The sequence below is a fragment of the Streptomyces sp. NPDC058758 genome (assembly GCF_042746075.1).
Taxonomy (GTDB): Bacteria; Actinomycetota; Actinomycetes; order Streptomycetales; family Streptomycetaceae; genus Streptomyces.
Genome location: NZ_JBHYPS010000027.1, coordinates 49237 through 70810 on the forward strand (window position 1 = coordinate 49237; position 21574 = coordinate 70810).

Annotated in this window: 22 protein-coding genes; 4 read left to right on the forward strand and 18 right to left on the reverse strand. The window is 73.4% G+C overall.

The window, feature by feature from the left end:
* Window positions 1-107: 107 nt before the first annotated feature.
* Window positions 108-1394: an SAV2148 family HEPN domain-containing protein gene (locus ACFW6A_RS26875; protein WP_351849555.1), complete on the forward strand. Its 1287-nt coding sequence runs from the start codon at window positions 108-110 to the stop codon at window positions 1392-1394.
* 88 nt (window positions 1395-1482) lie between these two features.
* The gene (locus tag ACFW6A_RS26880) at window positions 1483-2205 is read left to right on the forward strand and encodes a 3'-5' exonuclease (protein ID WP_351849556.1); all 723 of its coding nucleotides are present in this window, start codon (window positions 1483-1485) and stop codon (window positions 2203-2205) included.
* Between the two features lie 203 nt (window positions 2206-2408).
* On the opposite strand, the gene ACFW6A_RS26885 is transcribed toward ACFW6A_RS26880, so the two are convergent.
* The 4 genes from ACFW6A_RS26885 to ACFW6A_RS26900 form a co-directional block, all read right to left on the reverse strand.
* Window positions 2409-2768: a nuclear transport factor 2 family protein gene (locus tag ACFW6A_RS26885; RefSeq protein ID WP_351849558.1), complete on the reverse strand. Its 360-nt coding sequence runs from the start codon at window positions 2766-2768 to the stop codon at window positions 2409-2411.
* A 64-nt stretch (window positions 2769-2832) separates the two neighbouring features.
* The gene (locus tag ACFW6A_RS26890; RefSeq protein ID WP_351849559.1) at window positions 2833-3618 is read right to left on the reverse strand and encodes an alpha/beta fold hydrolase; all 786 of its coding nucleotides are present in this window, start codon (window positions 3616-3618) and stop codon (window positions 2833-2835) included.
* Window positions 3619-3757: 139 nt separating this feature from the next.
* The gene (locus ACFW6A_RS26895; RefSeq protein ID WP_386478049.1) at window positions 3758-4585 is read right to left on the reverse strand and encodes an alpha/beta fold hydrolase; all 828 of its coding nucleotides are present in this window, start codon (window positions 4583-4585) and stop codon (window positions 3758-3760) included.
* 91 nt (window positions 4586-4676) lie between these two features.
* Window positions 4677-5534 (reverse strand): phosphotransferase enzyme family protein, encoded by an 858-nt coding sequence (locus ACFW6A_RS26900; RefSeq protein ID WP_386643518.1) that lies wholly within the window; start codon window positions 5532-5534, stop codon window positions 4677-4679.
* Between the two features lie 196 nt (window positions 5535-5730).
* Between ACFW6A_RS26900 and ACFW6A_RS26905 the strand changes: the two genes are divergently transcribed.
* Entirely contained in the window at window positions 5731-6285 is a 555-nt protein-coding gene (locus ACFW6A_RS26905) for a DUF1697 domain-containing protein (protein ID WP_351849562.1), read from the forward strand.
* Here the strand turns inward: ACFW6A_RS26905 and ACFW6A_RS26910 are convergent.
* The 14 genes from ACFW6A_RS26910 to ACFW6A_RS26975 all read right to left on the reverse strand — a co-directional run bounded on the left by ACFW6A_RS26910 (window position 6282) and on the right by ACFW6A_RS26975 (window position 20429).
* Window positions 6282-7031 carry a sirohydrochlorin chelatase gene (locus tag ACFW6A_RS26910; RefSeq protein ID WP_351849564.1) on the reverse strand — a complete coding sequence of 250 codons (750 nt, stop codon included), beginning with the start codon at window positions 7029-7031 and terminating at the stop codon, window positions 6282-6284. The two genes, ACFW6A_RS26905 and ACFW6A_RS26910, sit on opposite strands and share 4 nt — an antisense overlap.
* A gap of 4 nt (window positions 7032-7035) precedes the next feature.
* A complete protein-coding gene (locus ACFW6A_RS26915; RefSeq protein ID WP_351849565.1) occupies window positions 7036-7923 on the reverse strand; it encodes an ABC transporter permease in 888 nt (295 codons plus the stop codon).
* Window positions 7910-8707: an ABC transporter ATP-binding protein gene (locus ACFW6A_RS26920; protein ID WP_351849567.1), complete on the reverse strand. Its 798-nt coding sequence runs from the start codon at window positions 8705-8707 to the stop codon at window positions 7910-7912. Before ACFW6A_RS26920 ends, ACFW6A_RS26915 begins: the two co-directional genes overlap by 14 nt.
* 26 nt (window positions 8708-8733) lie before the next feature.
* Window positions 8734-9843 (reverse strand): aliphatic sulfonate ABC transporter substrate-binding protein, encoded by a 1110-nt coding sequence (locus ACFW6A_RS26925; protein ID WP_351849569.1) that lies wholly within the window; start codon window positions 9841-9843, stop codon window positions 8734-8736.
* 200 nt (window positions 9844-10043) lie between these two features.
* Window positions 10044-11387 (reverse strand): GTP-binding protein, encoded by a 1344-nt coding sequence (locus ACFW6A_RS26930; RefSeq protein WP_351849570.1) that lies wholly within the window; start codon window positions 11385-11387, stop codon window positions 10044-10046.
* Between the two features lie 2 nt (window positions 11388-11389).
* Entirely contained in the window at window positions 11390-12325 is a 936-nt protein-coding gene (cysD, locus tag ACFW6A_RS26935; RefSeq protein WP_351849571.1) for a sulfate adenylyltransferase subunit CysD, read from the reverse strand.
* Window positions 12322-12906 carry an adenylyl-sulfate kinase gene (gene cysC / locus ACFW6A_RS26940; protein ID WP_386478060.1) on the reverse strand — a complete coding sequence of 195 codons (585 nt, stop codon included), beginning with the start codon at window positions 12904-12906 and terminating at the stop codon, window positions 12322-12324. The genes cysD and cysC overlap by 4 nt, the downstream gene beginning before the upstream one ends.
* Entirely contained in the window at window positions 12888-13604 is a 717-nt protein-coding gene (locus tag ACFW6A_RS26945) for a phosphoadenylyl-sulfate reductase (protein ID WP_351849575.1), read from the reverse strand. Before ACFW6A_RS26945 ends, cysC begins: the two co-directional genes overlap by 19 nt.
* The gene (locus tag ACFW6A_RS26950; RefSeq protein ID WP_200428559.1) at window positions 13601-13780 is read right to left on the reverse strand and encodes a hypothetical protein; all 180 of its coding nucleotides are present in this window, start codon (window positions 13778-13780) and stop codon (window positions 13601-13603) included. Before ACFW6A_RS26950 ends, ACFW6A_RS26945 begins: the two co-directional genes overlap by 4 nt.
* A 180-nt stretch (window positions 13781-13960) precedes the next feature.
* Window positions 13961-15658, reverse strand: coding sequence for a nitrite/sulfite reductase (locus ACFW6A_RS26955; RefSeq protein WP_351849577.1), 1698 nt, complete (start codon window positions 15656-15658; stop codon window positions 13961-13963).
* A 126-nt stretch (window positions 15659-15784) separates the two neighbouring features.
* Complete coding sequence (locus ACFW6A_RS26960) at window positions 15785-15868, reverse strand: putative leader peptide (protein ID WP_311136957.1); 84 nt, start codon at window positions 15866-15868, stop codon at window positions 15785-15787.
* A 145-nt stretch (window positions 15869-16013) separates the two neighbouring features.
* Complete coding sequence (locus ACFW6A_RS26965; protein ID WP_351849579.1) at window positions 16014-16583, reverse strand: GNAT family N-acetyltransferase; 570 nt, start codon at window positions 16581-16583, stop codon at window positions 16014-16016.
* Between the two features lie 417 nt (window positions 16584-17000).
* Entirely contained in the window at window positions 17001-18293 is a 1293-nt protein-coding gene (locus ACFW6A_RS26970) for a GAF domain-containing protein (RefSeq protein ID WP_351849580.1), read from the reverse strand.
* Window positions 18294-18791: 498 nt separating this feature from the next.
* The gene (locus ACFW6A_RS26975; RefSeq protein ID WP_386643523.1) at window positions 18792-20429 is read right to left on the reverse strand and encodes an acyl-CoA dehydrogenase family protein; all 1638 of its coding nucleotides are present in this window, start codon (window positions 20427-20429) and stop codon (window positions 18792-18794) included.
* Window positions 20430-20446: 17 nt separating this feature from the next.
* Here ACFW6A_RS26975 and ACFW6A_RS26980 point away from each other — a divergent pair, with 17 nt between their 5' ends.
* On the forward strand, window positions 20447-21571 hold the full coding sequence (locus ACFW6A_RS26980; protein WP_351849583.1) for a YihY/virulence factor BrkB family protein: 1125 nt from the start codon (window positions 20447-20449) through the stop codon (window positions 21569-21571).
* Window positions 21572-21574 lie beyond the last annotated feature (3 nt).

The window sequence follows — 21574 nt, forward strand, 5'->3', positions numbered from 1 at the left end:
CAAGCCGCCGACCGATCCTGCTGCACCGCCTCCCGCTCGCGGAGTACCCTTCCTTGATCTTGTCGGAAGAATCGGTACGAGGGTCCGGAGCAGAAGGCGGTGCGCGGGTGGGCTCGGGAGGTCTTGAGCTGCCCCCAGGTGACGCGGGTCACGAGGGGGGACCGGCCGACCCCGGGGAGGCGCCGCCCACGGTGATCCTCCCCACGGGCCAGGCCGCGCCCCCCGGCGCGGTCCAGGTGGCCCGCCCCGTCGAGATCGGCGCCGAGCTCGACTGGGGCGCAGAGGCGTGGAGCGAGGTCCGCACCCGCGCCCAGCGCGCCGGCCGCGCCTACATCTGGCTCAACCTCGTCGAGCAGCGGATGCGGGCCGTCGTCGCCGCCGTCCTCAGGCCCGTCTACGAGCCCGTCCACGGCGACGAGTGGGTCGTCGCCGCGGCCGGCCCGGCCGGCCAGGAATGGGTCCGCCGGGCCGTCGCCGTCCGCGAGGTCTCCCGCCGCAAGGGCTACCTCCTCGACCCCGCCGACGACAACGTCCTCTCCTTCCTCACCCTGCCCCAGCTCCGCGAGCTGATGGTGCAGCACTGGCCCTGCTTCGAGCCCTACTTCGACGACCGCCGCGAGGTCGAGCTCGCCCTCGACGAGCTGGAGGTGACCCGCAACGTCGTCTCCCGCAACCGGGCCCTCTCGCCCACCGTCCTCGCCCAGGCCGAACGGGCCTCCGCCCGCATCCTGGAGATCCTCGGCAGCGGCGCCGGCGTCCCCTCCGCCGACCGGCTCCCCGTCGACGCCGTCGAGGACCTCGTCGGCGACCGGTACGCCGACGTGGTCTCCGTCCACCCCGACCGCGTCCGGCTCCAGCGCCAGCTGCCCGCCGAGGACCTCTTCGGCGGCGCCCGCCGCCTCGACGCCACCGGCATAGGCCTGAACCTGCTCGTGCAGAACTTCTCCGGCCGCCGCATGGTCCGCCTCGCCGAGTCCGGCTGCCGGATACGCCTCCTCTTCCTCAACCCCGCCAGCAGCGCCGTCAAGCGCCGCGAGCGGGAGCTCGGCATCCGCAAGGGCGAGCTGAGCCGCTCCGTCGAGATGAACATCCTGCACATGCGCCGGGTCCGCTCCAGACTGCGCGACCCCGACGCCTTCCAGATCCACGTCTTCGACGAGACCCCCCGCTTCACCGCCTACCTCGTCGACGGCGACGGCCCCGACGGCGTCGGCGTCGTCCAGTCCTACCTCCGCAGGGCCCGCGGCATGGAGGCGCCCGTCCTGGTGCTGCGCGGCGGCGGCCGGACCGTCGTCCGCCAGGACCTCCCGGGACGTGACGCGGACCACGGACTCTTCGAGACCTACCGGGAGGAGTTCGAGTCCGTCTGGCTCGACTCCCGCCCCGTTTCCTGAGCCCCGGCCCCGCCCCCCGAGGCGACGTTGTCAGTGGCGCGTGCGAGGGTGGCAGCACCCACGGGGGAGATCACGTAAGGAGGACCCGATGGCCTGGCATGGGGAACCACTGGTCGGCTTCGACCTGGAGACGACGGGTACGGACCCGTTCGAATCCCGCATCGTCACCGCGTCGGTCGTCGGCGTCCACCGCGGCGCGGTGAGCCGCCAGCGGGACTGGCTCGCCGACCCCGGCGTCCCCATCCCCGAGCAGGCCACGGCCATCCACGGCATCGGCGACGAGCGCGCCGCCGCCGAGGGCCGCCCGGTCCGCGAGGTCGCCGACGAGGTCGCCGAGACCCTGACCGGCTACTGGGCCCAGGGCGTCCCCGTCGTGGCGTACAACGCCTCCTTCGACCTCACCCTGCTCTCCGCCGAGCTGCGCCGGCACGGCCTGCCCTCGCTCGCCGAGCGGCTGGGCGGCGCCGGCATCGGCCCCGTCATCGACCCGTACACCATCGACCGGGCCGTCGACCGCTACCGGCGCGGCAAGCGCACCCTGGAAGCGGTCTGCGGCGAGTACGGCGTGGAGCTCACCAGCGCCCACCAGGCCTCCGCCGACGCCCTCGCCGCCGTCCGGGTCGCCCTCGCGATAGCCGACCGCCACCCGCAGGTGGCCGCCCTCGCCCCGGCCGAACTGCACGAGCGGCAGATCGGCTGGTACCGCGCCTGGGCCGAGAACTTCCAGGACTTCCTGCGGCGCAAGGGCGACCCGGACGCCGTCGTCGACCCGCTGTGGCCGCTGCGCGGCGAGCCGGCGCGCACCCGCTGACCCGCGGCCCCGGCCCGGCGCCCGGTTCCCGCCGGCACCGTCCGGATCGGATTTCCGCGGATGTCACGGGAATGAAGGGGGCGAATGGGCCGTGGCCGATTTCCCCTGCGTGCCGATGGCCGATGGGGAAAACCGCCGGCAATCGTTCGGAACGGCGTTCGTTCCGGCGGCGCGGACGCGGTCGATTTCCCGTCCGCCGTCTCTCAGAAGCCGTCGAAGAAGCCGTACAGCCGGCCGATCCGGCCGTCCTCCGCCACCCAGGCGACGTCGGAGCCGCTGGCCACCGGTGCCCCGTCGGCCGGGCCGACCCGCCAGGTGAAGTGCACGGCGTCGTGGTGGGCCAGGACGGTGCCGAAGGTGAAGCTCATGCCCCGGAAGTTCTGCTGGGCCGACGCCAGGTAGGCGTCGACGGCCGCGTGCCCGGCGGCGTCCGCCACCGGGTCGGTGTAGGTGCCCTCCGGGGTGAAGACCTCGGCGACCAGGGCGCGCCGGAGTTCGCGGTCCGTCTCGTTCCACATCGCGATGTACTTCTCGACCAGTAAGGTCGCTGATTTCTTGTCCATATCCGCAGGCTACAGCAGGGGAAAGGCCCGGAAATCGGCCCGCGGGATTCTCCGTGACCCTTCGTCAGGTGCGCCCGGATTCCGAGGAAGAGAATGCGGCCGGCGCCGCCAGGGCGGCGGTCAGGGACCGGGCGACGGCCGGCAGGTGCCGGTCGAGGTAGAAGTGGCCGCCCCGGAAGACCTCCAGAGTGGTGGGCGCGGTGGTGAAGTCCCGCCAGGCGGCGGCCTGTTCCACGGTCACCACCGGGTCGGCGTCGCCGACGAACACCCCGATCGGCACGTCCAGCGGGGGCCCCGGCCGCCACGCGTACCTCCCGACCGCCCGGTAGTCGGCGCGCAGCGCGGGCATCACCATCTCCCGCAGCTCCGGGTCGTCCAGGACCGCCGGGGGCGTCCCGCCCAGCCGCCGTACCGACGCCATCACGTCGGCGTCGGTGAGCGGCCGGTCGCGCGGACCGGGGTCCGGGGAGGGTGCCCGCCGGGCGGAGAGGAACAGGTGGCGGGGGCCGGGCCGTCCGTCCGCCCGCAGCCGTCTGGCGGTCTCGTAGGCGAGGGTCGCGCCCATGCTGTGCCCGAAGAAGGCGTACGGGCCCTCCACCGCGCGCCGCACCTCGGCGGCGAGGGCGTCGGCCAGTTCCCCGATGTCGTCGAGCGGACGCTCGTGTCCGCGGTCCTGGCGGCCGGGATACTGCACGGCCAGCACCGGGACCGCCGGTGCGAGCGCCCGGGCCAGCGGCACGTAGGCGCTCGCCGCGCCGCCGGCGTGCGGGAAGCACACCAGGGCGGTGCCGCCCGCCGTCGCGGAGTCTCCGCCGGGAACGGCGAACCTCCGAAGCCACTCGCTGTCCACGCGGCCCACCCCCGTCCCCCTCGTACGCCGCCCCCTGCCGCGGGGCCGGTCCGCACCATCATCCGCGACGCCGCCCACCGGACGCACCCCTCCCGGCGCCCGCCCGGCGCTCCCCGCCGGACCGGCGCCCCCCAGGAGGTCAGTGCTCCTTGAGGAAGGAGAGCAGTAGGTCGTTGAGCCGCTCCGGGCTCTCCAGCGGGATCCAGTGCCCGGTGTCCTCCAGCCGTTCGTACCGCCACGGTCCGCGGACGTGCGCGTGGGTGCCGGACATCGAGCGCTCGGTGAGGAAGCGGTCCCCGGTGGACCACACCCCCATGACCGGGAGCGACTCCGGCAGCGGAGCCGCCGGCGGCGGAGGCCCGAACTGGACCTCCGGCGGGAGCCCCGCCCGGTAGACGTTCAGCGCCGCCGTCAGCGCCCCGGGGGCGCGCAGCGGCCCGATCACGGACTCCGCGTCCGGATGGCCGGCCAGCATCTCCCGCAGCTGCGCGAAGTCGTCCCGCGCGAGCCACTCCTCCGCGACCCCGGCGAGCTGGAACAGGAGCATGTACCAGGAGCGCTGCTTCTGCTCCCAGCCCGCGGCCAGGATCGACGCCAGGTGACCCACCGAGAGCAGGCTCAGGCTCCGCACCCGGTCCGGCACCACCGACGCCAGCCCCTGGGCGATGCCCGACCCCCAGTCGTGCCCGACCAGGTGGAAGCGGTCCACGTCGAGCCCGGCGAGGAGTTCGAGCAGGTCGCCGACGTGCCTGCCCGGGTGGTACGCCTCCGGGCCGCCCTCCGGACGGTCCGAGCCGCCGAAGCCGCGCAGGGTCGGGGCGACCGTCCGGAAGCCGGCCGCGTTCAGCGCCGGGACCTGGTGCCGCCACAGGGCATGGCTGTCGGGGAAGCCGTGGAGCAGCAGGACCACCGGTCCCTCGCCGCTCACCTCGACGTCCAGACCCACCTCGGACAGCTGCACGCGCATCACGACACCCCGTTCCCGTCGGCCGGTTCGACGCGGATCATGATGGCAGCCCGACCGGAACCCGTACCAGCCGGCAGGGCGCGGGCACCGGTCAGAAGGGGTACCAGCGGACCTCGGGGTCGCCGTCGCGCAGCGACGCCACCCGCCGCTCGAACTCCGCCAGCGCCTTCGGGTTGTGCGGGGCGTGCTGGGCCACCCAGGCGCAGCTCGCGGTCTCCCGCGCCCCGCGCAGCACCGCGCACCCCTCCCACTCCCGCACGTCCCAGCCGTACGCCTCGGTGAAGGCGTCGTAGGCCGCCGGGTCCAGGCCGTAGCGGTCCCGGGAGAGCGCGAGCACCACCAGGTCGTGCTCGCGCAGGTCGGAGGAGAAGGTCTCCAGGTCCATCAGGACCGGCCCGTCCGGGCCGACCCGGACGTTGCGCGGCAGGGCGTCGCCGTGGATCGGGCCGGGCGCCAGGTGCGGGGTGAGCACGGCCGCCGCCGGGGCGAAGGCGTCCCGGCGCTCCCGCAGGAAGGCCGCGTCCGCCGGGTCGATCGCCTCCCCGGCCAGCCGCAGCCACCGCTCCACCCCGTCGAGCAGCTCCCGCCGCGGCAGCGCGAGGTCCGCCGGCTCGGGCAGCGCGTGCACCGCGCGCAGCAGCGGCGCCAGGTCCCGAGGCTCGGCAGGGCGGACCTGCTCCGGCAGCGGGTGCCAGAAGGTCAGCGGATGCCCCTCGACCAGCCGCGGCTCCTCCTCGGCCGCCCGCACGGTCGGCACCCCGGCCTCCGCGAGCCGGCCGGCCAGCGCCACCTCCCGCCGGGCCCGCTCGAACAGTTCGGCGGACCGGCCGACCTTGACGACCAGCCCGTCCACGGCGAAGACCGCGTTCTCGCCCAGCGCGAGGAGCCGTGCCCCGCCGGCCGGCAGCCCCGCCGCGGCCAGGATCTCCCGCGCCCGCGCCTCGTCCATCACTCTCTCCCTGCCCGGTGGTCCGTGTGCGGGAGCAGTCTCCCACTTTCGGCCACACCCCCCGGCATTACGAAGGGTTGTTCAATAAGTCACAGATGGGTGAAGACCCTTCCGCTCCCCGCCGCCCATCGGAGAGGGTTCCAACCAGCCACCGCGCCGCCCCCCACGAGGCGCGGTGGCCTCCTAAGGTGGCCGCATGACGACGACGTACGCGCTCCTCCTCCGCGGCATCAACGTGAGCGGCCACCGCAAGCTCCCCATGGCCGAACTGCGCGCCCTCCTCGAAGAACTGGGCCACGGCGACGTGCGCACCTACCTCCAGAGCGGCAACGCCGTCTTCTCGACCGACGAGGACGCCCCGGCGGACGCCCTCGCCACCGCCGTCGAGGACGCGATCGAGCGGCGCCTCGGCTTCCGCTGCGACTGCCTCGTCCGCGACGGCGCCTACCTGGCCGCCGTCGCCCAGGCCTGCCCCTTCCCCGCCGCGGAACTGGAGGGGAAGCAGCTGCACGCCGTCTACTACTCCGCGCCGATCGCCCCCGAACGCTTCGCCGCCGTCGACGCCGAGGCGTACCGCCCCGAGTCCTTCGCCCTCGGCGACCGCGTCATGTACCTCTACACGCCGGACGGCCTCGGCCGCTCCAAGCTCGCCGAGGCCGTGATGCGCCCGTCCCTGAACAAGGGCGTGGTGGCCACCGCCCGCAACTGGAACACGGTCCGCACACTGGTCGAGATGACCGCCGCCGGCTAACCGGCCGCGACCGGCACCCGCTCCGGGGCGCGGACCGCCTCCGCGTAGCGGTCCACGAGGAGGCGGGCCAGTTCGGGGGAGGGGCCGAGGACGTCCGCCAGGACGTCCGCCTCCGCCGCGCCGGCCGCGATGCGGTCCGGCAGCCGGCCCGGGGCGACGACGTACGGCGCCACCGCCACCCGCCGGACGCCCGGTGCGGCGCGCAGCGCCCGCACGGCCTCCTCGGTGCGGGGAAGGGATGCGGAGGCGAACGCGGGCCGCACGGAGCACCAACCGGTGCGCCGCAGCTCCCGCGCCGTTTCTGCGATCGCCGCGATCGCCTCCGGGTCGGAGGAGCCCGCCGAGGCCAGGACGACCCCGGTGGTGCTCTTGTCGCCGGGCGTGAGCCCGGCCTCGTACAGGCGCCGTTCCACCGTCGCGAGGAGCAGCGGGGACGGGCCGAGGACCTCCGCCCGGCGGATCCGCAGGCTCGCGGGCGCCCGGCGCAGGACGGCGGGGATGTCGGCCTTCGCGTGGAAGGCCCGGGTCAGCAGCAGCGGGAGCGCCACCACGTCCCGTACCCCCTCGGCGGCGAGCCGGTCAAGGACGCCCGCCACGGAGGGCAGGTTGAAGTCCAGGAACGCGGTCTCCACCCGCAGCCCCGGCCGCAGCGCGCCGGCCCGGCGCACCAGCGCCCGGACGGTCGCCGCGTGCCGCGGGTCGCGGCTGCCGTGGGCGACGACAAGGAGGGTCGGGGACGCGCTCACCGGATCAGGCCTTCACGAGCAGGCCGCGGCGGCGGAGCACCGCGCGCTCCAGCGGGCTGAAGAAGAGCAGGTCGATGGCGATACCGACGAGCAGGATGAGGAAGATCGCGAGGAAGATCCCCGGCATGTCGAAGTTGTTGCGGCCGTTCTCCAGGAGCTGGCCGAGGCCGAGGCCCAGGTCGGGGGAGGAGGCGATGATCTCGGCGGCCATCAGCGAGCGCCAGGAGAACGCCCAGCCCTGCTTGAGGCCCGCGAGGTAGCCGGGCAGCGCGGCCGGCATCACGATGTGCCAGGCGCCCTTGAGCCCCGTCGCGCCGAGCGTCCGCCCGGCCCGCAGGAAGAGCGGCGGCACCTGGTCCACGCCGGCCACCAGGCCGTTGGCGATGGACGGGACGGCGCCGAGCAGGATCACCGCGTACATCATCGAGTCGTTGAGGCCCAGCCAGAGCACGGCGGGGGCCACCCAGGCCACCGACGGCAGCGACTGGAGGCCGGCCAGGATCGGCCCGATCGCCGTGCGGACCACGCCCACCCGGGCGACCAGCAGCCCCAGCGGGGTGCCGATCGCCAGGGCGAGGAGGAAGCCGAGGAGCGCGCGGGAGACGCTGGTCCACAGCACCTCCAGGAGGGTGCCCTCCAGCCACATCGTCTCCAGGCTGTCCCAGACCGCGCCGGGCGAGGGCAGCTTGCCCGCGTCGGCGACCTCCAGGGTGACGAGCAGCTGCCACACCCCGAGGACCAGCACGATCGCCAGGACCGGCGGCAGGACCTTCTTCAGCAGGACCTCGCGCAGCGGGGTGCGGCTGATCTGCACGCTGTCCAGCGCGTCGAGTCCGGCCTCCAGGCCCGCGAGGTCGTCGCCCTTGCGGGCGGTGGTCTCAGTGCTGGCCATGGCGGCGGATCTCCCCACGCAGTTCTTCGGTGATCTCGACGGACAGTTCCGCCACGGCGGCGTCCTCGATGCGGCGCGGCTGCGGGATGTCGATGGTCCACTCCCGGGCGATCCGGCCGGGCCGGGAGGAGAGGAGGACGACGCGCTCGGCCAGCCGCACGGCCTCGCGCACGTTGTGGGTGACGAAGAGGACGGAGAGGTTCGTCTCCCGCCAGATCCGGGTGAGCTCGTCGTGGAGGACGTCCCGGGTGATGGCGTCGAGCGCGGCGAACGGCTCGTCCATCAGGAGCAGGTCGCTTGCCTGTGCGAGGGCGCGGGCCAGCGCCACGCGCTGCCGCATGCCGCCGGACAGCTCGTGCACCCGCTTGCCGTACGAGCCGCCGAGCCGCACGAGTTCGAGCAGCCGCTCGGCCTCGGGGCGGCGCGCCGCCTTCGGCAGCCCGCGCAGCTTCAGCGCCAGCTCGATGTTCTTCCCCGCGGTGAGCCACGGGAAGAGGGCGTGCTCCTGGAACATCAGGGCCGGCCGGCCGCCGGGGGTCTCGATGGACCCCGCGGACGGCCGGTCGAGCCCCGCGACCAGGTTGAGCAGCGTGGACTTCCCGCAGCCCGAGGCTCCCAGGAGGGTGACGAACTCGCCGGGCGCGACATCGAGCGAGATGTCGTCCAGGACGAGCTGGCCGCCGGCGGGACCGCCGAAGGACTTGGATACGTGCGCGAGGCGCGCGGCGTGACCGGTCGGGGTCGCGCGGTCCTCGGCCTTGGCGAGCGTCGTGGGCGTGGCCATGGTCGTCACCTCCTGGTTCGGGTTCGTTACTTCACGCCGAGACCGGCGTCGGAGACCTCGGGCTGTCCTTCGGCCTTGAGGACCTTGTTGAGCAGCGTGAGGTCGTAGATGCCCTTGAGGTCGGGCTGCTCCAGGAGACCGGCCTTCACCGCGTGGTCCGCCTGCGCCTGCAGGGTGGCGGCCAGCGGGTCGTTGGTGAACCCGATCGAGGGCCAGGCGCCGTCGATGACCTTGGCGCCGAGCGGCTTGCCGGACAGCTCCTTCAGCTTGGAGTTGGCCGACTCCTTCGCCTTGTCCGGGTTGGCGTTGATCCAGGCGTTGGTCTTCACCGAGCCGCGCAGCACGGCCTCCACCACGTCCGGGTGCTCCTTGAGGAACTTCTGCGAGACGATGATGTTGGTGATGACGAACTTGTTGTCCGGCCACAGCGTCGACTCGTCGAGGAGGACCTTGGCGCCCTCGCTGACGAGCTTGGAGGCGGTCGGCTCGGGGACCCAGGCGCCGTCGATGGAACCGGACTTGTAGGCGTCCGGGGTCACCTTGTTGTCGGTGCGGAAGACGGAGACGTCGCCCTTGCCGCTCTGGGCGTCGACCTTCCAGCCCTTCTCGGAGACCCAGTTGAGGAAGGCCACGTCCTGGGTGTTGCCGAGCTGCGGGGTCGCGATCCGCTTGCCCTTGACGTCGTCCAGGGTCTTGATCTTGTCCGGGTTCACGACCAGCTTCACGCCGCCGGAGGCGGAGCCGCCGACGATGCGGAGGTTGGTGCCCTTGGACTTGGTGTAGCCGTTGATGGACGGCGAGGGGCCGATGAAGCCGATGTCGATCGAGCCCGCGTTGAGCGCCTCGATCTCGGAGGGGCCGGCGTTGAACGTGGAGACGTTCAGCTTGGTGCCGCCGAGCTCCTTCTGGAAGATGCCCTCCTGGTGGCCGACCAGGGCGGTGGCGTGCGTCAGGTTGGGGAAGTACCCGAGCCGTACGGTGTCGGCGGAGAGCTTCTCGCCCGTCGCCGCCACCTTCTTCTCGTCGTTCTTGGTCTCGGAGCCGTAGCCGCACGACGCGAGCGCGCCGATCAACAGCGGCAGCGTGGCGGCGGCGGCGAGGCCGCGGAGCGGGGTGGTGCGGGTGGTGGCAGGCACGGGAGGTCTTCCCCTCGATTCAGTGGAGCTGAAGTCTGCGTTTACGACGGTGCGGGTGGAGCGGCGTCGCACGGCGACAGCCGTGCGCGGAGGCGGTCAGCACGCACATCGCGCGACACCTCCCCTGCCTGCGCCGAGGGCGCCGGAACCCACCCGGCCCCCTTCCTTCGCGAAGGTGCCGTAGAAGTCCTGAGTCATGGTCAGAAGTCCCACCCTTCTTCGTCGTCGGCGGTCACGACCGCCTTGGCGGTGGCGAACGACTCGCCCGCCATGCCCGCCGCGAGCGTAGTGCCGTCGGCCGGGTCGATCAGCAGGAACGAGCCGGTACGGCGGGAATCCGCGTACGCGTCGAGCGCCAGCGGCTCCGCGGTGCGGACCTTCACCCGGCCGATGTCGTTGGCGACGAGCCGCCCGGGCTCCGGGTGCTGGGAGAGGTCGTCCAGGGTCAGCCGGGACGGGATCTCCTTGACGATCGCCTTGACCGTGCGGGTGGTGTGCTTGAGCAGCACCCGCTGGCCGACGGTGAGCGGCTGGTCCGCCACGTGGCAGACCGTCGCCTCGACGTCCTGGCTGGTGGCCGGGGCGTCGGCGCTCGGGGCGAGCAGGTCGCCGCGCGAGATGTCGATGTCGTCGGCGAGCCGGATGGTGACCGACTGCGGCGCCCAGGCGATGTCCACCGGCTCGCCCAGCGCGTCGATCGCGGTGATCGTCGAGGTCTTCCCGGAGGGCAGTACGGTGATCTGCTCGCCGACCCGGAAGGCGCCGGCCGCGATCTGGCCCGCGTAGCCCCGGTAGTCGGGGTGCTCGGCGGTCTGCGGGCGGATCACGTACTGGACGGGGAAGCGCGCGTGGCAGGCCGTCAGGTCGTGGCTGACCGGCACGGTCTCCAGGTGCTCCAGGACGGTCGGGCCGCCGTACCAGTCCATGTTGGCGGACGGCTCCACCACGTTGTCGCCGGCGAGCGCCGAGATCGGGATCGCGGTGATCTCCGGGACGCCCAGCTCGGAGGCGTACGTGGTGAACTCCTCGGCGATCGCGGCGAAGACGGACTCCCGGTACTCGACCAGGTCCATCTTGTTGACCGCCAGGACCACGTGCGGGACGCGGAGCAGCGCGGCGACGGCGGCGTGCCGGCGGGTCTGCTCGACGACGCCGTTGCGGGCGTCGACGAGGACGACGGCCAGCTCGGCCGTCGAGGCGCCGGTCACCATGTTCCGGGTGTACTGCACGTGCCCCGGGGTGTCGGCGAGGATGAACCGCCGGCGCGGGGTCGCGAAGTAGCGGTACGCCACGTCGATGGTGATGCCCTGCTCCCGCTCGGCCCGCAGGCCGTCGGTGAGCAGCGCCAGGTCGGGCGCCTCCTGGCCGCGCGAGCGCGAGGCGTGCTCGACGGCCTCCAGCTGGTCGGCGAGGACCGACTTGGAGTCGTGCAGGAGGCGGCCGACCAGGGTGGACTTGCCGTCGTCGACGGAGCCGGCGGTGGCGAAGCGCAGCAGGGTGGTGGCGGCCAGCTCGGCGGCCGGCTGCTCGGTGGACGTGCTCATGGTTAGAAGTACCCTTCGCGCTTGCGGTCTTCCATCGCGGCCTCTGACAGCTTGTCGTCGGCCCGGGTGGCGCCCCGCTCGGTGAGCCGGGAAGCGGCGATCTCGGCGATGACGGCGTCCAGCGTGGTGGCGTCGGAGTCGACGGCGCCGGTGCAGGACATGTCGCCCACCGTGCGGTAGCGGATCAGCCGCGTCTCGACCGTCTCGGTCTCCTTCGGGCCGCCCCACTCGCCGGCCGTCAGCCACATGCCGTTGCGGGCGAAGACCTCGCGCTCGTGGGCGAAGTAGATCTCCGGGAGTTCGATCCGCTCCCGCTGGATGTACTGCCAGACGTCCAGCTCGGTCCAGTTGGAGAGCGGGAAGACCCGGACGTGCTCGCCGGGGGCGTGCCGGCCGTTGTACAGCTGCCACAGCTCGGGGCGCTGGCGGCGCGGGTCCCACTGGGAGAACTCGTCGCGCAGCGAGAACACCCGCTCCTTGGCGCGGGCCTTCTCCTCGTCGCGCCGGCCGCCGCCGAAGACGGCGTCGAAGCGGTGCTGCTGGATCGCCTCGGTCAGCGGCACCGTCTGGAGCGGGTTGCGGGTGCCGTCGGGACGCTCCTTGAGGGCGCCGCGGTCGATGTACTCCTGCACGGAGGCGACGTGCAGCCGCAGGCCGTGCTCGGCGACCACGCGGTCGCGGTACTCGATGACCTCGGGGAAGTTGTGGCCCGTGTCGACGTGCAGCAGCGTGAAGGGGACCGGCGCCGGGGCGAAGGCCTTCAGCGCCAGGTGCAGCATGACGATGGAGTCCTTGCCGCCGGAGAAGAGGATCACCGGCCGCTCGAACTCGCCCGCCACCTCGCGGAAGATGTGGACGGCCTCGGACTCCAGCGAGTCGAGGTGCGACAGCGCGAACGGGCTGTCCGTCGTGTCATGCGTGTGGGCGACAGTCGTCACGCCAGGCCCCTCTCGGTGAGCAGCGCGTGGAGCTGCGCCGCCGATTCCTGCACGGTCTGGTTCTGGGACTCGATCCGGAGATCGGGGGCCTCGGGGGCCTCGTACGGGTCGTCGACGCCGGTCAGGCCGGCGATCTCGCCCGCCGCCTGCTTGGCGTAGAGGCCCTTGACGTCGCGGACCGAGCAGACCTCGACGGGGGTGGCCACGTGGACCTCGACGAAGGCGGTGCCCTCGGCGAGGTGCCGCTTGCGGACCGCCTCGCGGCTGTCGGCGTACGGGGCGATGACCGGGACCAGCACGGTCACGCCGTGCGAGGCGAGCAGCTCGGCGACGAAGCCGATCCGCTGCACGTTGGTGAACCGGTCCTCGCGGGAGAAGCCGAGGCCCGCGGAGAGGAACTCGCGGATCTCGTCGCCGTCGAGGATCTCGACGCGGCGGCCCTCCTCGCGCAGCCGGCCGGCCAGCTCGTGGGCGATCGTGGTCTTGCCGGCGCTCGGCAGGCCGGTGAGCCAGACGGTGGCACCGGTCACGTGATTCTCCAGGGGGGTGTCGGGGGTGGTCATCAGCCGTGCAGCCCGCATTCGGTCTTGGCGCGGCCGGCCCAGCGGCCGGCCCGGGCGTCCTCGCCGGCCTCGACCCGGCGGGTGCAGGGGGCGCAGCCGACGGAGGCGTAACCGTCCATGAGGAGCGGGTTGGTGAGGACCCCGTGCTCCGCCACGTACGCGTCGACGTCGTCCTGCGTCCAGCGGGCGATCGGGGAGACCTTCACCTTCCGCCGCTTCTCGTCCCAGCCGACGACCGGGGTGTTCGCCCGGGTGGGGGACTCGTCGCGGCGCAGTCCGGTCGCCCACGCGGAGTAGGCGGTGAGCCCCTCCTGGAGCGGCTTGACCTTGCGCAGCGCGCAGCACAGGTCGGGGTCGCGGTCGTGCAGCCTCGGCCCGTACTCGGCGTCCTGCTCGGCCACGGTCTGACGCGGGGTCAGGGTGATGACGTTGACGTCCATGACGGCCTCGACGGCGTCGCGGGTGCCGATCGTCTCCTCGAAGTGGTAGCCCGTGTCGAGGAAGACGACGTCCACGCCGGGCATGGCGCGGGAGGCGAGGTGGGCGACGACCGCGTCCTCCATGGAGGAGGTGACGCAGAACCGGGGGCCGAAGGTGGCGGCGGCCCACCGGAGGATCTCCAGCGCGGACGCCTCCTCCAGGTCGCGGCCGGCCTGCTCGGCGAGAGCCTTCAGCTCCGCGTCGGTGGCCCGCTCGACGTTCTGGGTGACCGTCATATCCCTTCCCTCCCCGTGGTGTTGTTCGAAGCGCCGGGAGCCAGCAGCCCCAGGAACTTCAGCTGGAAGGCCCGGCTGCACGCGGCGCACTCCCAGGCGCCGTGTCCCTGCTCGTTCGGCCGCAGGTCCTCGTCCCCGCAGTAGGGGCAGAAGAACGGGGCGGCGCGCTCGCTCACGGCGTCTCCTCGTTCGCTTCTCCGCCCGCGCGGCGCACTGGTGCGGCCTTCGTGTCCGTCCGCGGCCCGGTGGCCGCGCGCGCGTCGCTCACGGCGTCTCCTCGTTCGCTTCTCCGCCCGCGCGGCGCACCGGTGCGGCCTTCGTGTCCGTCCGCGGCCCGGTGGCCGCGCGTGCGTCGCTCACGACAGGGCCTCTTCCGAGGCGCGGGCCGCCCAGGTGGCGAACCGCTCGCCGTCCTCGCGCTCCGCCTGGTAGCGGGTGAGGACGCGCTCGACGTAGTCGGGCAGTTCGGCGGAGGTGACCTTGAGGCCGCGGACCTTGCGGCCGAAGCCGGCCTCCAGGCCGAGGGCGCCGCCCAGGTGGACCTGGTAGCCCTCCACGCGGTTGCCCTCGTCGTCCAGGACCAGCTGGCCCTTGAGGCCGATGTCCGCGACCTGGATGCGGGCGCAGGCGTTGGGGCAGCCGTTGATGTTGATGGTCAGCGGCTCGTCGAACTCCGGGAGGCGGCGCTCCAGTTCGTCGATGAGCGCGGAGCCGCGGCCCTTCGTCTCGACGATGGCCAGCTTGCAGAACTCGATGCCGGTGCAGGCCATCGTGCCGCGCCGGAAGGGGGACGGGGTGACCCGCAGGTCCAGCGCCTCCAGGGCGGCGACGAGCGAGTCGACCTGCGCCTCCTCGACGTCGAGGACGAGCATCTTCTGCTCGGCGGTGGTGCGGACCCGGCCGGAGCCGTGCGCCTCCGCGACCTCGGCGATCTTGACGAGGGTGGGGCCGTCCACGCGGCCGACGCGCGGGGCGAAGCCGACGTAGAAGTTGCCGTCCTTCTGCCGGTGCACGCCGACGTGGTCGCGCCAGCGGCCGGCCGGCTGCGCGGGCGCCGGACCGTCGGTCAGCTTCCGCTTGAGGTACTCGTCCTCCAGGACCCGGCGGAACTTCTCCGGGCCCCAGTCGGCGACGAGGAACTTCAGGCGGGCGCGGTTGCGCAGCCGGCGGTAGCCGTAGTCGCGGAAGATCGAGATGACGCCCTCGTAGACGTCGGGGACCTCGTCCAGGGAGACCCAGGTGCCCAGGCGGACGCCGAGCTTGGGGTTGGTGGAGAGGCCGCCGCCGACCCAGAGGTCGAAGCCGGGGCCGTGCTCCGGGTGGACGACGCCGACGAAGGAGATGTCGTTGATCTCGTGCGCCACGTCGAGCAGCGGCGAGCCGGAGACCGCGGACTTGAACTTGCGGGGCAGGTTGGAGAACTCGGGGTTGCCGATGATCCGCCGCTGGATCTCGTCGATGGCGGGGGTGCCGTCGATGATCTCCTCGGCGGAGATGCCGGCCACCGGCGAGCCGAGGATGACGCGCGGGGTGTCGCCGCAGGCCTCGGTGGTGGAGAGGCCGACCGCCTCCAGGCGGTTCCAGATCTCGGGGACGTCCTCGATGCGGATCCAGTGGTACTGGACGTTCTGCCGGTCCGTGATGTCGGCGGTGCCGCGGCCGAACTCCTCGGAGATCTCGCCGATCACCCTCAGCTGCCGGGTGGTCAGCCGGCCGCCGTCGATGCGGACGCGGAGCATGAAGTACTCGTCGTCCAGCTCCTCCGGCTCCAGGACGCCGGTCTTGGTGCCGTCCAGCCCCTGCTTGCGCTGGGTGTAGAGGCCCCACCAGCGCATGCGGCCGCGCAGGTCGTTGGGGTCGATCGAGTCGAATCCGCGCTTCGAGTAGATCGTCTCAATGCGTGTCCGCACGTTGAGACCGTCGTCGTCCTTCTTGAACTGCTCATTGCCGTTCAGCGGGGTGAAGTGCCCCGCGGCCCACTGACCCTCGCCACGGTGGCGCCCGGCCTTGCGGCGGGCGGCGGCGGGAGTGGGGTTTTCCGGGGTGGCGGCCATGGCGTCTTGTCCTTCGGGACTGCTGGAGGGCGGCTCTGACCTGCACACTCGCGCGCAGAACAGAGAGTGGCGCGGCGGTGCGCAGCAGGGTCGGGCAGAGAGGGAATGCGGCGGTGCTGGGCTTGCTCAGCGCGCCGGACAGATGGCGCTGGACATGCGGCCGAGGTCGACGTGCCGCCGACTCACCAAGGCAGTTCCAGTTCCAGGCATGGCGGAAGCGTGTCACGGGACTTTGGACCCAGTCCAGCATCGTCCGTTATGTGGACATGAAAGTCTCGCTTTATGAGACGGTGTGGTCTGGGTCACGCGAAAGGGGCCCTGATCAGGGCCCCTTTCGCGGTGCGCCGACGGTGGCTCAGGCCTGCGCGCCGGGCCACGGCCCGGGCGTCTCGGCCCGCTCGACCGTCTCCGTCTTCGTGTCGAAGAGGCGGAAGCCGCGGCGCTCGTAGTTGGCCATCGCGTGCGGCCCGTCCAGCGAGCAGGTGTGCAGCCACACCCGCTTCGTCGGCTCCCGGTCCGGCCAGCGCTCGGCCAGGTCCCAGGCGCGCCGGACGCCCTCGGTGAGCAGGTGGCCGCCTATGCGGCGGCCCCGGAAGGCGGGGATCAGGCCGAAGTAGACGATCTCGACGACGCCGTCGTCCTGCGGGTCGAACTCCACGTACCCGGCCGGCGTGCCCCGGTCGTACGCCACCCAGACCTCGGCGCCCGGCTTCTCCGCGATCTCCTTCCACTGCGCGTACGTCAGCGGGAGCCGGTCGGCCCAGTGGATGTCGCCGCCGACCGCGGTGTAGAGGTAGCGGCTGAACTCGGGGGAGGGGACCTCGGCCCGGCGCACGACGACATCGTCGCCCTCGGGGGTCCGCGCCGGACGCAGGTCGTCGGGCGAGGTCTGTTCCAGGGACCAGGTGGTGAGAGTGATGCTCATGCCCTTATCGCATCATGCGGAGCGCCGGATTCCCAGGCCGGCCGGGGGTCACGGTCGTCACCCCGCCGCCCCGCCCCGCCATCCTCATCCCGTCCCCCCCATCCCGTCCCCCCATCCCGTCCCCCGTTCCCTCTCCTCGCCCCGTTCCGTTCCGCCCCCCGTCCCGTTCCCGGCGGATCCGCCGCCCGCGCCGGACGCCCTGTCCGGCATGTGGACACCGGGGGCCGGATCCGGCCGCGGCGCCCGCCCGGGCCCCTAGGCCATCTCTTTCGGATCTTGCCGGGCTCGCGACGCCTGGCACGCACGCTCGCCGCGTTGTCGTCGGTCGCCGATGCTCCGCATGGACTCCCTCCTCCGCCTTGCGATCGCACGCACCATACGCCGCTCCCTGACCCGGCCTGATCCGAAAGAAATGGCCTAGACCCGGCTGCCCGCCCGGATCGCCGGGGCCGTCGAGTGGGGGAGCAGGTCGGCCGGGGACTCCGGGCGCCGCACCTCCACCGCGATCTCCTCGCGGAAGCGGTACGGGCGGTGGGCCAGGACCCCCGCGAGGGTGCGGCGCACCCGGGACATCTCGGCCCGGACGGTCACCGTCCTCGTCCGGTCCCCGAAGACGTCCTGGGCCAGCTCGGCGGCCGTCCGCCCGTCCGGGTGCAGGGCGAGGAGGTAGAGCAGCTCCGCGTGGCGCGGGCTCAGCTCCTGCTGCCAGCTCCCGGCCGCCCCGGAGACCGCCACCGTCCAGCGGCGCGGCCGGCTCAGGTCCAGCACCACGCGGCTCGCCGCACCCGACTCCGCACCGGCCGGCACGGTGTCCTCCTCGACCCGCAGCAGCCAGCCGCCCGGCAGCGGTTCCACCGCGCACAGGCCCAGCGAGGGCAGCCAGACCCGGCCGGCGCCCAGGGTCTTCGGCAGCGCGATCCGGTCCACCGGGGCGAGCCCGGTCACGGCGGCCGTCCAGCCGTGGGCGTCCACCGCCACGGCCCGGCCGCCCACCCGGCACAGGATCGGCGCGGCCACCGCCCGCAGCCGCTCGACGGAGCCGCGGTGCCGCTCGCGCAGCTCGGCCTCCGCGAGCCGGGCGACGGAGCCCACCAGGGCCAGCATCGAGGGGTGGAAGGTGGAGGCGGGCCCGCTGACGTCGAGGACGCCGAGCAGCCGCTGGTCGCGCGGGTCGTGGACGGGGGCGGCCGCGCAGGTCCAGTTGTGCAGCGCCTGCACGTAGTGCTCGGCCGAGTGGACCTGGACCGCGCGGTGGGTGGCGAGTGCGGTGCCGACCGCGTTGGTGCCGGCGGTGTGCTCCGTCCAGGCCGCCCCCTCCTCCAGGCAGATGCCGTTGGCCTGCCGCATCACCGCGGGGTGGCCCTCGCGCCACAGCACCCGGCCCTGCTCGTCGGTGACGACCATGATCTGGAGGGAGGCGTCGGCGATCCCGGCCAGCCCGGAGCTCAGCGTCTGCATCACCTCGGCGAGCAGGGTGCCCCGCCGCCGCCGCTCCAGCTCGTCGCGGCGCAGCAGCACGCTGCTGGTGCCCTGGTCGGGGTCGAGGCCGAGCCGGGCCATCCGCCGCCAGGAGGCGTCGATCTCCGGGCGGGGCGCGATCGGCGGGGTCCGGCCGGCCAGGGTCTCCTCGCGGACGCGGTGCAGCAGCCGGGCCGCCTGGGCGGCGTCCATGGTGGCCAGCCGTTTCATGTCGAGCCGCGTGTTGTTCATCGGTCCCTCCCCGCCACCCGGTGTGCTGTATCGGTTCTGCAGTGTCCGGGCGGATGACCGGAGCGTCGTGAGCGACCCGCGGCCCCCGTCCGCAGGGTCGTCCGGGGCCGTGGCTCGCAGTGTCGCGGGTCCATCGTGCCGTCCGGAAGGGCTCCGCGGAGCCCGGTTCGGGTAATCCTGCAACCCTTTGCAACTCTGGCCCCACCCCGCCCCCTGCACGAAGGTGGTGACGGCGGGTGGTGGTGCCGTGTCGGCGCAGCACCACCCCCGCCTTCCGCGCGTGCCGTCCCCGCGCCCGCCCCGCGGGTCGCGAGGTCCACCCCCGGTACGCGCGGCCCAGCCTCCCGCGCCCCCGGCGCCCCCCCCACACGTCCGCACTTCGCGCGTCTCCGCGTGCGCCCCCGCGGCCACGCCCCACGCCGCACGCGGCCATGTCCCGGACGCCCGAGCCCGTCCCCGTACGCCCGCGCCCGTCCCCGCGCGTCCGGCCCGGCCGGCTCACTCCACCGGCCGGGCCCGCTCCACCACCGCGCGCAGGTCCAGCGTGTGGGGGAGCGTCCCGAAGGCCGCGCCCGCCTCCCCGCCCAGCCGGCCCGCGCAGAACGCGTCCGCCACCTCCGGCGGGGCCCAGCGGACCAGCAGCGCCCCCTGGAGCACCAGCGCCAGCCGCTCCGCGAGCCGCCGCGCCCGGGCCTCGACCCCGTCCAGGTCGGCCAGTTCGGCGAGCAGCCCCCGGATCGCCCGGTCGAGCCGCGGGTCCGCGCCACGCGCCTCCCCGACCTCCCGCAGATACGCGTCCAGCGCCGCCGGCTCCGTGCGCAGCGCCCGCAGCACGTCGAGCGCCTGGACGTTCCCCGCGCCCTCCCACACCGAGTTCAGCGGCGACTCCCGCAGCAGCCGCGGCAGCCCGGACTCCTCCACGTAGCCGTTCCCGCCCAGGCACTCCAGCGCCTCCGCCACCACCGGCACGCACCGCTTGGTCACCCAGTACTTCGCCGCCGGCACGGCGATCCGCAGCAGCGCCAGGTCCCGCTCCGTACCGGAGTCGTACGCCGCCGCCAGCCGCATCCCGAGGACGGTCGCCGCCTCCGACTCCACCGCCAGGTCCGCCAGCACGTTCCGCATCAGCGGCTTGTCGGCGAGGAGGCCCCCGAAGGCCGCGCGGTACGAGGCGTGGTGCACGGCCTGCGCCACCGCCTGCCGCATCAGCGCCGCGGAACCGAGCACGCAGTCCAGGCGGGTGGCCGCCACCATGCCCATCACGGTCCGCAGCCCGCGCCCCTCCTCGCCGACCCGGCGGGCCCACGTCGTCCCGTCGAACTCGACCTCCGCCGAGGCGTTCGACCGGTTGCCCAGCTTGTCCTTGAGCCGCTGGAGCGCGAAGGCGTTGCGCGAGCCGTCGTCCAGGACCCGCGGCACCAGGAAGCACGTCGGCCCGCCGGGCGCCCGCGCCAGCACCAGGAAGGCGTCCGACATCGGCGCCGAGCAGAACCACTTGTGCCCCGTCAGCAGGTACGCGCCGTCCTCCGCCAGCGGCCGCGCCGACGTCGCGACCGCCCGCAGGTCGCTGCCGCCCTGCTTCTCCGTCAGCCCCATCCCCAGCAGCACCCCCGCCTTCCCGGCGGCCGGCCGCAGCCCCCGCTCGTACACCCGGGAGGCCGCCAGCGGCTCCCAGACCGCCGCCAGCTCCGGCTCGGCACGCAGCGCCGGCACCGCCGCGTGCGTCATCGACACCGGGCAGCCGTGCCCCGCCTCCGCCTGGGTGGCCACCAGGAACCCGGCGGCCCGCCGCACGTGCCCGCCCGGCCGCCCCCACGCGTCCGTCAGCCCCGCCGCCACCGCCTTGCCGAGCAGCCGGTGCCAGGACGGATGGAAGTCCACCTCGTCGATCCGCCGCCCGTACCGGTCGTGCGTCCGCAGCCGCGGCGGGAAGGCGTTCGCCAGCTCGCCCCACTCCCGCACCTGCTCCGAACCGGCCGCCCGGCCCAGTCCCCGCAGCTCCTCGCGGACCCCGTCGAGGAGCTCCGCGGGCAGGTGGCGGGCGACCGCCTCCGACAGCGCCCGGTCGCAGGTGAAGACGTCGTACCCCACCAGGGGCGGAGCCTGATTGGTCACGGTGTGGGAGCGTGCTTCCATGCCGATACGGTAAGCAGGTGCAGGCAGCAAGCGAAACACCCGAACGGCCGGAGCGGCGCCCCTGGAGCAGGCTCCACCGCGCCCGCGTCCTCTACCGCAACGTCTCCAAGCGGAAGATGGTCTGGCTGCTCCTCAAGGACACCGTCAACTCGTGCATCGAGTACCGGATCCTCGGCCTCGCGGCGGAGGCCGCCTTCTTCACCCTGCTGTCGCTGCCACCCCTGCTGCTCGGCCTGATCGCCGTCCTCGGCTACGCCGACGACTGGACCAACACCGACACCGTCGCCAGCATCGAGGAGAACATCCTCCGGGCCGCCGGCACGATCCTCTCCGAGCGGGGCGTCGGCGAGATCGCCCAGCCGATCCTCGACGACATCACCCGCGCGAAACGGCCCGACCTGATCTCCCTCGGCTTCGCCATCGCCCTGTGGTCGGGCTCCCGCGCGGTGAACGTCTTCATCGACACCATCACCGTCATGTACGGCCTCGACGGCCACCGGGGCATCGTCAAGACCCGGCTGCTCGCCCTCCTCCTCTACATCGTGGCGCTGCTCATCGGAGCGGTCGTCCTGCCCCTCGCGGTCGTCGGCCCGGACCGGGTCGTCGAGCTCGTCCCCTGGGGCACCGACGTCGTCGCCGTCCTCTACTGGCCGGCCGTCATCCTGCTCTCCGTCGCCTTCCTCACGACCCTCTACCACGTCTCCGTCCCCGTCAGGTCGCCGTGGATCGAGGACATCCCGGGCGCGCTCGTCGCCCTCGCGATGTGGGTCCTCGGCAGCTTCCTGCTGCGCATCTACCTGACCAGCCAGGTCGAGGGCCCCACCATCTACGGCTCCCTCGCCGCCCCCATCGCCATCCTCCTGTGGATCGGCGTGTCCGCCTTCGCCGTCCTCGTCGGCGCGGCCGTGAACGCGGCCATCGACCGCGTCTGGCCGTCCGTCGCCACCGCCGCCGCCCGCGAGGCCAACGAACGGGCCCGCGCCGTCCAGGCCGCCGAACTCGTCGCCCGCATCCGCGCGGAGGCGGAGGACGTCGACGAGGACGACCCCGACATGCCCTCCGAGTTCCCCGAACGCTGGTCCAGGTTCCTCCCCCCGGACGACGTGAAGTCCCGCCTCCACACCGGCTGGGAGAAGGACTGACCC